This window comes from Clostridium sp. OS1-26 (assembly GCF_030915445.1).
Taxonomy (GTDB): domain Bacteria; phylum Bacillota; class Clostridia; order Clostridiales; family Clostridiaceae; genus Clostridium_AM.
On the sequence record NZ_CP133264.1, the window covers coordinates 712,219 to 726,589 of the forward strand.

A 14,371-nucleotide genomic window follows, 5' to 3' on the forward strand; every position below is an offset into this window, starting at 1 on the left:
ATTCTATAGGAGCTTTAATTTTTATGGGAGGTAAAGTATGCTAGAACAAATAGCAAGGGAAAAAGCTTTACTTAAACAAATTAGGGAAAAATGTAGTAAAACTTCTCAACCTGAAGTCTCTATTATAGTCCCTACCAGTAAGGCAAAATACATCGATAATATATTTACTAATTATACAAGATTTAATTATCCATATAGAGAATTGATAATTATTTTAAATAACAACAAGTTAAATATGAAAGATTATAAGATAAAAGCTGAAGGTTTAAAAGGTGTGCGAATATTTCAATTAGATGAACGCTGTACTCTAGGTGAATGTTTAAACTTTGGTATTAAACAATCAAAATACAATTATATTTCCAAAATGGATGATGATGATTATTATGGAGAAAACTATTTAACAGATCTTATGAATGTATTTAAATATACAGACGCCCAAGTTACAGGTAAAACCACTCGTTTTATATATTTTGAAGATAATAATACCTTAGGTATTTTTTCACCAAATTACGAGAATAGATATGTGCCTAGCAATATAGCAGGAGGTACTTTAACATTTAAAAAAGAAATATTTGAAAAAGTTAAATTTAGAAGTGTAAATATTTCAGAAGATAGCTACTTTTTAATTGCTTGTAATAACGCTGGGATAAAAATATTTTCTGCTGATAAATATAATTATGTTTATATGAGACATAAAAATTTATATGAACACACCTGGAAAGCAAGATCAGAAAAATTTATGAAATATAGTATAAAATTTTTAGTTACAACAAACTTTACTCCTTTTGTAACAATATAAAAGTAAAAGCGATATCTAAAATAATGCTTCTTAAAATATAAATAAAACCTATAATCTTTATTACATTATAGGTTTTATTTTTTAAAAATGAATATTAAACTTTCTAAAGAAAAAATCATCATTATACATACGTTCTTTGAAATATTTCTCTCTTTGTTTAAGAATTAAGTCTGAACTACTTCTTATATCTGCCGCTGCAGTAGAAAAAAAATAATCATTTTTTACAATTTGAATAACCTTAATAAGACGTTCTTTTTCAAAGTGAGAGTAAGCAAGGCATAATGTATTAAAAGTAACATTGGCTGTAGTTACTTGATATGGATGTTTTTTTCTAAAAAGATGTCGTATTTTTATATCTGGATTAACTACGACTCTATAGCCATAGAGCCAGACTTTAAGGCATATTTCAAAGTCTTCATTACCGTAAATCTGATAAAAATGATCAAAACCATTTATTTTTTCGAATACTTCCTTTGCTATACCAAAAGCACAACCACATGCCAAAGGGATTTCAGTTATAGTATTAGGCTTATTTATTAACCATTTAGCTCTAAGTTGATCATCCCATGTCATACCATAGCCTGCTGCTAAACCATTTGACATATCTACAATACAAGGTGCTACCAAGTGAGCACCAGTATTTTCTAATGTATTTACTAGACCATCTAACCATCCATTTGATACTTTTATATGTGCATCACAAAAAAATAAATATTTTCCTTTGGCAACTTTTGCACCAGCATTTTTTGCTCCTGCGCAGCCTACATTATTTGTTGTCACCAAAATAATATCTTTATAGATGTCTTTATTTAAATCAGCCTTTAAAAATTCCGTGCTTAAATCTATAGAAGCATCATCTACTACTATGATTTCAAAGCTAAGAGAATTTTTAGAGTTTATTATAGAATCCACTGTTGATTTCAAATTATTTACTTCATTTTTACATGGAATAATAATCGAAACATCTATCAAAATACATTCTCCTCTTCATATTTTTTATTTAAACCTACACTAATCCAGTATATGAACAATTTATAAAATTGATAACTTTATTTTATATCATAGAAATTAAAAAAGACGCAATTCCGCGTCTCTCATAAATATTAAAATTGTCATTGTTGAAATTTTAATAAAAATGCTTTTTGGAACAGATTTTTAGCTAAAATTTCATTTTGTACAGACATAGATGAAAATGTTCTTATATTTGGAATGCCAAACTCTACAACCTTAAGCCCTTTTTCTGTTTTCATAATATCTATAGCGGCAAATCTTAGGTCAAATAATTTACCTACTTGCTGAGCTATTATATTCAATTGTTTTATTTTTTTAGAATTAGTTTCTACTAGTGCTTTTGCTCCTAAGGATAAGTTATGCTTACCTGTATTAGGATTCTTGTATTTCTTTACTATAAGTTCAGATACACCATTTAAATAATATACTCTGTACTCAAATGGAGCTTCATAATAGGGTGAAATTAATGGTTGGATTCCTTGTCCGCATATAGACGCTATCGCATAAATAATATCTTCTTTGCTCTCAACAAAAAATGTGTTAGTTCCGCAGGTACCCCTTTCTCCCCTTATTACAAATTTACATTTGTTGTTCTTAAGGTATTGTGCGGCAGTAATTAAAGCATCGTTTTTATTTTTCGGTAAAGGTGTTACTTCTATATGTGGAATACCAAGTTTGTTCATTATTATACATGACTTTAATTTTGAACCATTCAATTTAAAGCTTGTATTGTTAAGGCTCATATCAATTAAAGATACAACTTTAGTTTTTGATTTGTATGTGGCTAAATAATGATCATCATAAGGTATTTTTTCTAAAACTACACCTATTTCTTTTAACCACTTTTGTACTAATTTTTCTACTAATTTTTTTGATTGCTCGTTCATATCGGTTTTCTCCTTTTAATTCAAACAAATATACTCTGTTCTCTATAATTATAAATAGATTCTCTTCCCATTGAAATATAGTCAAAAGGGTTATCTAACATCTCCTTAAGGGTATATATATTTCTTCCATCAAATATAGCTTTATTTTTTAAATTAAGGTTTATAATATTAAAATCTGCTTCTTTGAACTCCTTCCACTCATTTAATATCAGCAACCCATCTGCATCTTTTAATATAGAATATTTATCAGTGCCATAAACCACCTTATCTCCAAATATCTTATGAGCTTCCTTTATAGCTTGGGGATCATAACATATGATTTTAACTCCCATCTCTAAAAGTTCATTTATTATCGTTATAGCTGGTGCTTCTCTCATATCATCTGTCTCCTCTTTGAATGCCAATCCCCATACTGCAAAAACTTTTCCCTTTAAACTTTCATTAATAGTTTCAAAATATTTTATCACTTTTTGGACAAAAATCTTTTTTGATTTTTATTCACTTCTTCTACTGCTTTTAATAAAAGCATATTATATTTGTTTTTGTTAGCCATTCCTATAAGTGCTTTTATATCCTTTGGAAAACAGGAACCACCATATCCTATTCCAGAGTTTAAAAATAAATCCCCTATTCTTTTATCTCTCCCCATTCCGTTCTTTACTTCTTCTATATTTACTCCTAAAATATCGCACAAATTTGATATATCATTTATAAAAGATATTCTTGTTGCCAACATAGCATTAGAAGCATATTTTGTCATTTCAGCAGCCTTATTAGACATATATATTATTTTATCTTGTGGTACTATGCTTAAATATAACTTTTCCATTATATCTTTTGCTTTATCATTATCACATCCTATTATTACCCGATCTGGTTCCATGAAATCTTTTATTCCATTTCCCTCTCTAAGAAACTCTGGATTAGATACAACATTAAAATCTATCACAATATTTCGTTTACGCAGCTCATTCTCTATTATTTGACTAATATTATCAGAAGTTCCTACTGGAACTGTAGATTTATTAACAATAACTTTATACTCATTCATGTATTTACCTATATCCCTTGCAACACTAACCACATATTTCAAATCAGGACTACCATCATCACTAGGTGGTGTGCCTACTGCTATAAATATAATATCTGAGTTTTCTACAGCAGATTTAATATTAGTTGTAAACTGCAAATTCCCATTATCAACATTATTTAGAACCATTTCATTCAAACCAGGTTCGTAAATAGATATATTGCCATTTCTTAATATTTCAATTTTTTCTTTATCTATATCAATACAGATGACATTATTCCCATTATCAGCAAGACAGGCTCCTGCTACTAAACCAACATAGCCAGTCCCTACTATTGATATTCTCATAATTAATTCCCCCTATGCAGTAACTATAATAATAGTTCTTAGAGTAGTGATATTATTCTTAAATCTTAATTAGTCTATTTAACTTGTATATAAATAAATCAAATACTTCTATTATTACAATATGCATAAAAATGAAATTAGTTAGTAATATCTTTTTACTATACCTATAATTGCTTTGTTATCACTACTTTATTTTTTATCACGATAATTATGCGCCTGAATATACTATACTAGAATATTACAATGTTCTATAGAAGCTTTAATTTTTATGGGAGGTAAAGTATGCTAGAACAAATAGCAAGAGAAAGGATTTTACTTAAACAAATTAGAGAAAAATGTAGTAAAACTTCTCAACCTGAAGTCTCTATTATAGCCCCTACCAGTAAGGCAAAATACATGGATAATATATTTATTAATTATACAAGATTTAATTATCCATATAGAGAATTGATAATTATTTTAAATAACAACAAGTTAAATATAAAAGATTATAAGATAAAATCTGAAGGTTTAAAAGGTGTGCAAACATTTCAATTAGATGAACGCTGTACTCTAGGTGAATGTTTAAACTTTGGTATTGAACAATCGAAATACAATTATATTTCTAAAATGGATGATGATGATTATTACGGAGAAAATTACCTAACAGACCTTATGAATGTATTTAAATATACAGATGCTAAGGTTACTGGCAAAACCTCTCGTTTTATATATTTCGAATATAATAATACTTTAGGTATTTTTTCAGCAGATTATGAAAATAGATATGTGCCTAGCAATATAGCAGGAGGTACTTTAACATTTAAAAAAGAAATATTTGAGAAGGTTAGGTTTAGACATTTAAAGGGTGCTGGAACAGATACTCACTTCTTAAGGGATTGTAATAATGCTAAGATAAAGATGTTTTCCGCTGATAAATACAATTATGTTTATATGAAGCATTTAAGTTTAGATGAACATACCTGGAAGATAGGCTCATCAGAACTTATGAAATATTACAGTAAAAAATTTTTAGTTACACCAGATTTCATTCCTTTTGTAACTGTATAATTTAATTTTTATAGGAGGTAAAGTATGTTAGAACAAATAGCAAGGGAAAAAGTTTTACTTAAACAAATTAGGGAAAAATGCAGCAAAGCTTCTCAACCTGGAGTTTCTATTATAGCTCCTACTAGTAAACAAAAATATATCGATAATATCTTTACTAATTATACAAGATTCAATTATCCATATATAGAATTAATAATTATTTTAAACAATAATAAATTAAATATAAAGGATTATAAGATAAAAGCTGAAGGCTTAAAAGATGTGCAAATATTTCAATTGGATGAGAGCTGTACCCTAGGAGAATGTTTAAATTTTGGTGTTGAACAATCAAAATACAATTATATTTCTAAAATGGATGATGATGATTATTATGGCGCTAACTATCTAACAGATCTTATGAATGTATTTAAATATACAGATGCTCAGCTTACAGGTAAAAACTCTCGTTTTATATATTTCGAAGATAGCAATATTTTAAGCATTAGACAACCAAATCGTGAAAACAGATATGTGCCTAGCAATATAGCAGGCGGTACTTTAACATTTAAAAAAGAGATATTTCAGAAAGTTAAATTTAAAAATATAAAAGAGAATGGAACAGATACTCACTTTTTAAGAGATTGTAATGACAGTAAAATAAAGATGTTTTCTGCTGATAAGTACAATTATGTTTATATGAAGCATATAAATTTAGATGAGCATACCTGGAAGATAACCTCAGAACAACTTATGAGACGTCATGCTCAAAGATTATTCGTTACAACAAATTTTATTCCCTTCGTAACAGTATAAAGCATAAATAAACCTATAATCTAATAAGGATTATAGGTTTATTTATTAAAAATAAATGTTAAATCTTTCAAAGAAAAAATCATCATCATATACACGTTCTTTAAAATATTTTTCTCTTTGTTTAATAATTAAATTCATATTGAGCTTTATATCCTCTGCTACGCTAGAATAGAATTGATGATTTTTTGCAATGTCTATAATCTTAATGATACGTTCTTTTCTAAAATGAGAATAGGCAAGACATAGCATATTAAAAATAATATTAGTTGTAGTTACTTGATATGGATGCTTTGTTCTAAAATGATGCTGTACCTCTACAGCCGGATTAACTACAACTCTATAGCCATGAAGCCATGCCTTAAGACATATTTCCTGGTCTTCTGCACCATATACTTGAAAAAATTGATCAAAACCATTTATTTTTTTAAATACTTCTTTAGTCATACCCAAAGCTGCAGCACCAGCCATAGGAATTTCAGTTATTTTCTTAGGATTGTTTAATAACCAGATAAATTGAAGTTTATCATTTCAAGTACCGCCATAATACTTAAAAGAGGTATTTGCCATGTCAGTAATACAAGGAGCTACTAAATGAGCATTAGAACTTTTTAATGTATTTACTAAATCATCTAACCATCTGTCTTCCACTTTTATATGAGCATCACAAAAAAATAAGTACTTTCCTTTAGCAACCTGTGCTCCGATATTTCTTGCCTTAGCACAACCTATTCCTTTTGTTTTTATTAAAATAACCTCTTTATAAATGTCTTTGTTTAAATCAGATCTTAAAAATGCTGTACTTTGATCTACAGATGCATCATCTACCACTATTATTTCAAATTTAAGAGAATTTTTAGAATTCATTATAGAATCCACTGTTGATTTCAAAGTTTTTATTTCATTTTTACATGGGATAATTATAGAAGCATCTATTAAGTCTTCTGGTTTAAATTCAGTTTTTATCAAAATGCATTCTCCTTTTCATATTTTTAACTCTACATTAATTTAGTTTATGAGCAATTTATAAAATTGATAATTTTATTTTTTATCACAATAATTATGTATGTGAATATTTTATATTATTAAGATATAACGCTTCCATAAAATTAGTTTAAATCAGGAAATTTAGGAGGTATAATATATGCTAAAACAATTTGCAAAAGAAAGAGTTTTAGTTAAACGAATTAGAGAAAAGTGTAGCAAAACTTCTCAGCCTGGAGTCTCTATTATAGTTCCTACCAACAAATCAAAGTATATTAATAGCATATTTAAAAACTATAATAGGTTAATCTATCCTTACAAAGAACTGATAATTATCTTAAATAACGATAAATTAAATATAAAAGATTATAAAATGAAAGCTGAAGGATTAAAAGATGTACGAATATTTCAATTGGGTGAAAACTATACTCTCGGTGAATGTCTAAATTTGGGTATTGAACAATCAAAATATGATTATATTTCTAAAATAGATGATGATGATTATTACGGAGCCTACTATCTAATAGATCTTATGAATGTGTTTAAATATACGGATGCTCAAATCACAGGCAAAGCCACCTGCTTTATCTATTTTCAAAATAATAATAACTTGGGTATTTTTTTACCAAATTATGAGAATAGATATGTAAATCATTTAGCAGGAGGTACTATATTATTTAAAAAGGAAGTATTTAAAAAAGTTAAATTCAGAAGTTTAAATATTGGAGAGGATAATTACTTCTTAAATGATTGTAGTAGTGCTGGTTTAAAGATATTTTCTTCAGATAAATATAATTATGTTTATATGAGGAATAAAAATTTACATGAACATACCTGGCAAATAAGCCAAAAAGAACTACTTACGAGTTGCATTATAAATATTCCATTTAAAATAAAACTTACTAATCTTATAACAATATGAAAATAGAAGCATATACTATAAATACTTTAACATAACCACCCGTAAAACGGGTGGCTTAGTTACATACTATAAGATACTGTTTTTATTTTATCTAAAAGATAGTAACACAAGTTTAAATAGTTCTTCACTAAAAAAATGTTTTTTCCCAAACTCTACTTTTTAACATTTTACTTTTACTATCCATAAAGTAATTTTTTAACTGCTTCCTCATTTCTATATTATTACTCCATAGCATATGAATTTGAGACTTATAAAGTGATATTGCTTTTATATAAATATTAAATTCTTCTTCATTAATATTATATGAATAATAATTAAGGCCTTTTGTAAGTTCAGTTTTCCAATTAACATCTCTATTGCTGCAAGCATAAGGAATATCCTCATAATAGTTGATTTTCTTTATATTTTTATCAACTTGAGTGCATAAAGTTTCAACAGCTTTTCTTAAGATTAAATGATCTATATGCCGACCAATTCCCAGAGGAATATAGATTCTTTCAAAATTATTTAATTTAAATTTATCTTTTAAAACTAAATTAACTTTATTTATTGTGTCTTTTTCCTTATTTAAGTTTGCATTATAGATATTACTTTCCCTCAAATATCTAGGTGACCCATTTGCATTTCTTCTATATAAACATTCATGCAAATTTAAATGTATACTATCAGCTTTAACAAATTTAGATGCATTTTTATCTTCTAATCGTCTGACCATCATAGCATTATTACCAAGCTTACACGTGCTATGAAACCATTTTGCTAATGGTGATAAATACTGTGGTTCTATTGATCCAGAAAAAACTGTGGCTATTATTACTTTAGAATTATTTTGTATTAATTTGTGTATATACATTCCACAAGATAATATTACATCATCCAAATGAGGAGATAAAAATAAATATTGCTTCATAAAAAACCCCTCCCCTAAATTTCATTTGTAATAAAAATTTACGATTTAATTATCTAATTAAATCGCAAAGCGGTAACTCTTGATAATTCATTAAATATTTTTATAAATGAAGTAAGCCTATACTTTATTGGAGATAACATTCTCAATTCATTGTCAATATTTATAAATCTGTTTGTCTTTTTCTTTTTTTCTAAAAATGAATTAGCTCTATACTTTAAAAGTAGGTTAAATTTGTATATCACTGATTCATATCTTTCTCTATTTTGCAATAACATTTTATATTCTGAAACACCATTAGATAAAGTTACTAAGTCTATTATATTTTCATTAAATAAACAAAAAAGCAGCATTTCAGTATCACCATACTTACTAAAGATTCTCTTATAACTATTAATCATCTTTTCTTCTCTTTTACTTACAATTACATGTTCTTGATGAGAACTTTCCAATTCTAAAGCACATATAAATTTAATACCTTTTTTATATAGCCTGTACCCAAGGTCCCAATCTTCTTCTCTTAGCAATGTGGTGTCAAATCCTCCTGCATCAATAATATGTCTTTTACGGATAGAGACATTACCTGTTCCAAAGAAAACCCAGGGATATTGAAACTTTTCTAAAGTTATACCGAAAGTTTTAATTGTTTTACCTAAAAAACCTTCACTCCAATCTGGAATATAACTAAATTTATTAATATATTTTATATCATCTTTGAATAAGATCTTAAAGTTATTTTTATAATTAAAATCTATATCTATAAGTCTATTATTAAATTTAGGTATATTTCTTCTAGCATACTCAAACTCAGATTTTTGTATAGAATCAAATTTGCTATAATAAATAGAAAAAACTTTTTTCCAACTAATTAATGCGCAAACTACTATATTTGAGGAAGTTTCATGGTATTTTAGATGACCACTTATAAAATTTGGAGGAACTATACAATCACTATCAGAAAAAATTATAATATCTCCGTTGGCAATTTTTATTCCTTTATTGCGGCAAAATGCTGCGCCATAGTTTTTTTCATTTCTTAAAAGTTTTAATTTATAATTTACTTTAAGTGATTTAATCATATTATACGTGCCATCGCTTGAACCATCATCAATTACAATGACTTCAAACTTATTTACTGGATATTCTTGATTATTAAATGAATATAGACTTAATTCAATTAAATCTTTTCTATTATATGTGGGCATAATAACGCTTGCTTCTATCTTATCCATCTAAAGTCCCCTTCCTGCCTAGAATCACAGATAACAATGAACAATACCTATATTCAAATTTATTGTTTTTGAAAAATGTGATTTAAAATTATTCTATATTTCTCAGCTACCCGTTCTATTGAATGCCTTGATTTCACCATTGAGTAAGCATTATTAACTATTTCTTTTCTAACTGCTGTATTTTCTTTATCAATTAATTCATTAATAGCCTTACAACCTTCATTAATATTATTAAGTTTATAGATTTTACCACTTTTGTTATTTACAATAAGTTCTCTAACTCCTCCTACATCAGTCGATATTATAGGACATTTGCAAGCCATTGCTTCAAGAAATATCATCGGCAATGATTCATTTTCAGAAGATGAAACTAAGCATCCACCTGTGTTTGCAGCTAGGGAAAAGAGTTCAGGCATTTTTTTATTTGGTATACTATGAAAAAATGTATAATTAGATATATAGTTTTTTGGTATATTACTTTTAATAAATCTAAAATAACTATGGTTGCCGCATTTATCACCAATCATTATAAAATGTAAGTCTTTATTATTTCGAAGTAATATATTACCCATTTTAATAAATTCAATAGGATTCTTATTTTTTTCTAATCTACCAATCCAAATAACATTTCTTTTATTAAGAAACTTTTGATAACTTTTATCTAATTGTGTGTTAGGTATATTAGTAAATTGCTTCATATTAATTGGATTATATAAAACAAAAATTTTTTTGTTGGTTTTTGTCAATTTTAAAATTGTTTCTCTATTAAAGATAGATGGCACTATAATGGCTGAAATTTTTTTGTGATTTACTACATTACAAGATTTTTTTATTTGATCTAACTCAGAACAATGTGTTTCATAAATTATTTTACTTTTAATATTAAGTTTATTTATTAAGTTAATAAATTGTGGGTAATCAATTATTGTTATAACATCAAAATCTTTATTTAATATATTTATTATTTCCTCTATAGTCAAGTTGCCTTTTATATTATTATTTAAAATATATTTACCACCTTCACTCCAAACATTTAACAAAATTGCTTCAGCATGTATTTTTAGACTTTTTAATGCTTCTATCTTATTTATAATGGAAGTTTCTACACCACCCAAGCCACAAAAAGGATACACATACAAAACTTTCATCTTTTCACTTCCTGTATAATTTAATTTTTATAAAATTCTATTGTTTTTTTTAATCCTTCTAAAATTTCATATTTGGGCTTCCAACCTATCTCACTAAATATTTTGTTATAAGTTATAAGACTATCTTTTATATCTCCATCTCTTTTTCTAATATAAATAGGTCTTATGCTTTTATTTAAAATATTACATATATATTTTAAAAGTTGATTAATAGAAATCTTTTTATTGCTAGATACATTAAATATACCTTCTATATCATTTTCTACAGCAAGTAAATTAGCCTTAGCTACATCTTTTACATATATGAAATCTCTAGTCTGACTCCCATCTCCATATATATAGGGCGATTCACCTTTCAGTACTTTATCACAAAAGATTGAAATAACGCTTCCTTCAGCCGATGAATCTTGTCTTGGTCCATATACATTTGAATATCTTAAAATAACATAATTAATATTATATAACTTTTTATATACACTCAAATAATGTTCTGCAACGTGCTTACTCACTCCATAATTAGATATCATATCTAAAGGATGTTCCTCATCAATTGGAAGATACTTAGGTTCTCCAAACACCGCTGCAGAAGAAGAGTAAATAAACTTTTTTATCTTTACACTTTTAGCTGCTTCTAGTAAATTTAATGTTCCTATAATATTAATCTCTGCATCTTTTATTGGATCAATAATAGAATTAACTGCACTTATTTGAGCAGCTTGATGTACAATGATATCTGGCTTTTCCATTTCAAATATATTTAATATATTTTTATCTAATATGTCATATATATATAATTTAGCTTTACTATTAACATTTTTCATTTTACCACGACTTAAATTATCGATTATACATACTTCATAATTATTTTCCACTAGTAAATCTACTATATGAGATCCAATAAATCCAGCTCCTCCAATTACCATCACTTTCATAATATCCTCTAATCCCCCCTTATCTAGCGCTTTATAAAGATGTTTTTTATATTTTAAGCATTAAATATAACTAAATCGTTCTCCTTAAGTCCTTACATAGCTGTAAACAAAAAACTTACTTGCACTTTTAATATATTCAACTTAGAATGAACGTGTTACCTATTAAAAGTAATAAAAATAAGGGCTTATAATCATACTAAGCCCTTAATAGATTCTTTAAATTATTTATTATCATTTATTTCTCTTATAGCTTTAACTATACTTTCTATATCTTCATTAGTATTAAAATATCCTGGACTTATTCTTACAGTTCCCGATTTATTCGTGCCTATTACACCGTGAATTAGTGGAGCACAATGATATCCTGTTCTAACGGCAATTCCTTTTTTATTTAATAAATATCCCACTTGAGAGCTATCTATATTTTCTAGATTAATTGATATTACTGAGCTTCTATTTGTATGATAATCTGGTCCATATAATTTTACATAATCAATCTTTTTTAGTTCTTCAAGCAAATGTTCTGTCAAGTTTTCCTCATGTTTTTGGATATTTCTTATTCCAACTTTTTCAATAAATTTAATTCCTTCGCATAAACCAGCTATTCCTGGAGTATTTAACGTTCCACTTTCAAATTTGTCAGGTAAAAAATCTGGTTGATTCATAGAATTAGAATTACTTCCGGTTCCCCCTTGCTTAAAATCACTTAAATTAATTCCTTCTCTTATATACAGCCCTCCAGTTCCTTGTGGTCCAAATAGACCTTTATGCCCTGGGAAGGCTAAAATATCTATATTATCGTTTTCTACATCTATTGGGATAGCTCCAGCACTTTGAGAAGCATCCAAAATAAATATGATACCTAGCTTCCTTGCTATGGCTCCTATATTATTTATATTCTGAACAGTTCCTAATACATTTGAAGCATGATTTATTACAATTGCTTTTGTGTTCTTCCTTATTTCTTTTTTTAAATCCTTTAGATTTATATATCCATTTTCATTAACTCCAAGTAATGTAATTTCTACTCCTTGTTTTGATAAATAATTTAAAGGCCTCAGCACAGAATTATGCTCAATTACCGTACTTATGATATGGTCACCTTTTTTTACTACTCCCTTTATTCCTATATTAAGACCCTCAGTAGCGTTACTAGTAAACACTACATTGAGCGGATTTGAAATATTGAATAACTTGGAAATACACTGTCTTGTTTCCATGATTTTAGATGATGCCTTTAAAGCCATGTCATGAGATGCCCTACCTGGATTAGCAGCATAATTTTTCATACATTCTACAACTGCGTCATATACCTCACCAGGCTTAGGAAAAGACGTAGCTGCATTATCTAAATATATCATAAATTCCTCCTTGATAATACTATTTGTAGTATATATCTATTACCAGTATATTTTTTTATTCTCAAATGGCACATAAAAATCTAACAAAATAAAATCCGAACTAATTGAAAACAATTAGTTCGGATTTTATTTTGTTATATCATTTAAAAACGGGTGTTTTTGCTTTTTTTCCCTTGCCAAATTTATTTGATTTTCAACTAGCTTGTGTTGTAAATCTATTATTTTATATTTGGCGGATTGAAGTTGAAACTTAAATTCCTTATTTTCCGATTTAAGAACTGAGTTTTCCTTTATGGCTTTTTGTGCTGTCTCTTGAGTTATCGCTAATTCCTCAGTAAGCTTATGCACACTTTGCTCAAGCTGCTCTAGCTGTTGATTGCTTAAATTACTTTTTAGCTTTAGTTGAAGCTCAGCATTATATTGTTCCATATGATTAAGTTGTTTTTTTAGAGCTTCTATCTGTTCCATATAACTATTTTGAGCCTTCTCCATTTGGTTTAACTTGTCAATAAGCTCTTCATATTCTTTTTGTTTTTTAAACATATCATCAACAACATTTACAGCAGAAAGAATTGCTGCAGATGATGTGCTTAATTTTCTATTATTTTCCAAAATATTTTTTACCTTTTTATCTACATAACCAGCTACTTTATGTAAATATTCTTCTCGTTCGTCACCTTTTAAATTATATTCAATGCCATTTATCTTAACTGTTACTATATTCATGTAAACACCCTCTTAGATAATTACTCTTTATTCCAATTTTTTATAATTTTATTCTATCATAAAATCTTAATGTATTAAACAGTTTATTTTTACCTAAGCTTAACAAAAGGTAGTATAATATATTTCTTACATTATACTACCCTTATCATACTAAATAAACTCTTTATAAACAGGATTCTTGGTTTCAGGTGGAGTTTTAAACTCCATCTGAAGCCTAGAAGCCGTTATCCAGGGTCGTAGCGCCA

16 protein-coding genes are annotated in these 14,371 nt (G+C 27.3%); 4 read left to right on the forward strand and 12 right to left on the reverse strand.

All coding sequences use genetic code 11. The features are described from left to right. Positions 1-37 precede the first annotated feature (37 nt). Positions 38-799: a glycosyltransferase family 2 protein gene (locus RCG18_RS03540; RefSeq protein WP_308040056.1), complete on the forward strand. Its 762-nt coding sequence runs from the start codon at positions 38-40 to the stop codon at positions 797-799. 81 nt (positions 800-880) lie between these two features. Here the strand turns inward: RCG18_RS03540 and RCG18_RS03545 are convergent, their stop codons facing one another. The 4 genes from RCG18_RS03545 to RCG18_RS03560 form a co-directional block, all read right to left on the reverse strand. Further along, positions 881-1,771, reverse strand: a complete 891-nt coding sequence (locus tag RCG18_RS03545) for a glycosyltransferase (RefSeq protein WP_308040057.1) — start codon at positions 1,769-1,771, stop codon at positions 881-883. Positions 1,772-1,911: 140 nt separating this feature from the next. After that, positions 1,912-2,697, reverse strand: a complete 786-nt coding sequence (locus RCG18_RS03550) for a hypothetical protein (protein WP_308040058.1) — start codon at positions 2,695-2,697, stop codon at positions 1,912-1,914. 20 nt (positions 2,698-2,717) lie between these two features. Beyond that, the gene (locus RCG18_RS03555) at positions 2,718-3,164 is read right to left on the reverse strand and encodes a UDP-glucose/GDP-mannose dehydrogenase family protein (RefSeq protein WP_308040059.1); all 447 of its coding nucleotides are present in this window, start codon (positions 3,162-3,164) and stop codon (positions 2,718-2,720) included. Continuing rightward, a complete protein-coding gene (locus RCG18_RS03560; RefSeq protein WP_308040060.1) occupies positions 3,161-4,075 on the reverse strand; it encodes a UDP-glucose/GDP-mannose dehydrogenase family protein in 915 nt (304 codons plus the stop codon). Before RCG18_RS03560 ends, RCG18_RS03555 begins: the two co-directional genes overlap by 4 nt. A 282-nt stretch (positions 4,076-4,357) precedes the next feature. Here RCG18_RS03560 and RCG18_RS03565 point away from each other — a divergent pair, with 282 nt between their 5' ends. Next, complete coding sequence (locus RCG18_RS03565) at positions 4,358-5,125, forward strand: glycosyltransferase (RefSeq protein ID WP_308040061.1); 768 nt, start codon at positions 4,358-4,360, stop codon at positions 5,123-5,125. Positions 5,126-5,149: 24 nt separating this feature from the next. Continuing rightward, positions 5,150-5,917: a glycosyltransferase gene (locus tag RCG18_RS03570; protein WP_308040062.1), complete on the forward strand. Its 768-nt coding sequence runs from the start codon at positions 5,150-5,152 to the stop codon at positions 5,915-5,917. A gap of 45 nt (positions 5,918-5,962) precedes the next feature. Here RCG18_RS03570 and RCG18_RS03575 read toward each other — a convergent pair whose 3' ends face one another. Then, positions 5,963-6,385 carry a galactosyltransferase-related protein gene (locus tag RCG18_RS03575; protein ID WP_308040063.1) on the reverse strand — a complete coding sequence of 141 codons (423 nt, stop codon included), beginning with the start codon at positions 6,383-6,385 and terminating at the stop codon, positions 5,963-5,965. A 60-nt stretch (positions 6,386-6,445) separates the two neighbouring features. After that, entirely contained in the window at positions 6,446-6,883 is a 438-nt protein-coding gene (locus RCG18_RS03580; RefSeq protein WP_308040064.1) for a glycosyltransferase family A protein, read from the reverse strand. 175 nt (positions 6,884-7,058) lie between these two features. Between RCG18_RS03580 and RCG18_RS03585 the strand changes: the two genes are divergently transcribed. Then, positions 7,059-7,820 (forward strand): glycosyltransferase family A protein, encoded by a 762-nt coding sequence (locus RCG18_RS03585; RefSeq protein ID WP_308040065.1) that lies wholly within the window; start codon positions 7,059-7,061, stop codon positions 7,818-7,820. A gap of 127 nt (positions 7,821-7,947) precedes the next feature. Here the strand turns inward: RCG18_RS03585 and RCG18_RS03590 are convergent, their stop codons facing one another. From RCG18_RS03590 to zapA, 6 genes are all read right to left on the reverse strand, one after another. Continuing rightward, positions 7,948-8,730 carry a PIG-L family deacetylase gene (locus RCG18_RS03590; RefSeq protein WP_308040066.1) on the reverse strand — a complete coding sequence of 261 codons (783 nt, stop codon included), beginning with the start codon at positions 8,728-8,730 and terminating at the stop codon, positions 7,948-7,950. A 53-nt stretch (positions 8,731-8,783) separates the two neighbouring features. Continuing rightward, positions 8,784-9,959 carry a glycosyltransferase family 2 protein gene (locus RCG18_RS03595; RefSeq protein ID WP_308040067.1) on the reverse strand — a complete coding sequence of 392 codons (1,176 nt, stop codon included), beginning with the start codon at positions 9,957-9,959 and terminating at the stop codon, positions 8,784-8,786. A 59-nt stretch (positions 9,960-10,018) separates the two neighbouring features. After that, entirely contained in the window at positions 10,019-11,107 is a 1,089-nt protein-coding gene (locus RCG18_RS03600) for a glycosyltransferase family 4 protein (RefSeq protein ID WP_308040068.1), read from the reverse strand. A gap of 20 nt (positions 11,108-11,127) precedes the next feature. After that, positions 11,128-12,039, reverse strand: coding sequence for an NAD-dependent epimerase/dehydratase family protein (locus tag RCG18_RS03605; protein WP_308040069.1), 912 nt, complete (start codon positions 12,037-12,039; stop codon positions 11,128-11,130). A 221-nt stretch (positions 12,040-12,260) separates the two neighbouring features. Then, positions 12,261-13,400, reverse strand: coding sequence for an aminotransferase class V-fold PLP-dependent enzyme (locus RCG18_RS03610; RefSeq protein WP_308040070.1), 1,140 nt, complete (start codon positions 13,398-13,400; stop codon positions 12,261-12,263). A gap of 126 nt (positions 13,401-13,526) precedes the next feature. Beyond that, positions 13,527-14,126 (reverse strand): cell division protein ZapA, encoded by a 600-nt coding sequence (gene zapA / locus RCG18_RS03615; protein ID WP_308040071.1) that lies wholly within the window; start codon positions 14,124-14,126, stop codon positions 13,527-13,529. Positions 14,127-14,371 lie beyond the last annotated feature (245 nt).

Excerpts from the sequence above, each read along its gene's own strand:
- RCG18_RS03540 (WP_308040056.1), top strand. The coding sequence starts at position 38 with ATGCTAGAACAAATAGCAAGGGAAAAAGCTTTACTTAAACAAATTAGG.
- RCG18_RS03550 (WP_308040058.1), bottom strand. The coding sequence starts at position 2,697 with ATGAACGAGCAATCAAAAAAATTAGTAGAAAAATTAGTACAAAAGTGG.
- RCG18_RS03560 (WP_308040060.1), bottom strand. The coding sequence starts at position 4,075 with ATGAGAATATCAATAGTAGGGACTGGCTATGTTGGTTTAGTAGCAGGA.
- RCG18_RS03565 (WP_308040061.1), top strand. The coding sequence starts at position 4,358 with ATGCTAGAACAAATAGCAAGAGAAAGGATTTTACTTAAACAAATTAGA.
- RCG18_RS03570 (WP_308040062.1), top strand. The coding sequence starts at position 5,150 with ATGTTAGAACAAATAGCAAGGGAAAAAGTTTTACTTAAACAAATTAGG.
- RCG18_RS03575 (WP_308040063.1), bottom strand. The coding sequence starts at position 6,385 with ATGGCTGGTGCTGCAGCTTTGGGTATGACTAAAGAAGTATTTAAAAAA.
- RCG18_RS03585 (WP_308040065.1), top strand. The coding sequence starts at position 7,059 with ATGCTAAAACAATTTGCAAAAGAAAGAGTTTTAGTTAAACGAATTAGA.
- RCG18_RS03590 (WP_308040066.1), bottom strand. The coding sequence starts at position 8,730 with ATGAAGCAATATTTATTTTTATCTCCTCATTTGGATGATGTAATATTA.
- RCG18_RS03595 (WP_308040067.1), bottom strand. The coding sequence starts at position 9,959 with ATGGATAAGATAGAAGCAAGCGTTATTATGCCCACATATAATAGAAAA.
- RCG18_RS03600 (WP_308040068.1), bottom strand. The coding sequence starts at position 11,107 with ATGAAAGTTTTGTATGTGTATCCTTTTTGTGGCTTGGGTGGTGTAGAA.
- RCG18_RS03605 (WP_308040069.1), bottom strand. The coding sequence starts at position 12,039 with ATGAAAGTGATGGTAATTGGAGGAGCTGGATTTATTGGATCTCATATA.
- RCG18_RS03610 (WP_308040070.1), bottom strand. The coding sequence starts at position 13,400 with ATGATATATTTAGATAATGCAGCTACGTCTTTTCCTAAGCCTGGTGAG.
- zapA (WP_308040071.1), bottom strand. The coding sequence starts at position 14,126 with ATGAATATAGTAACAGTTAAGATAAATGGCATTGAATATAATTTAAAA.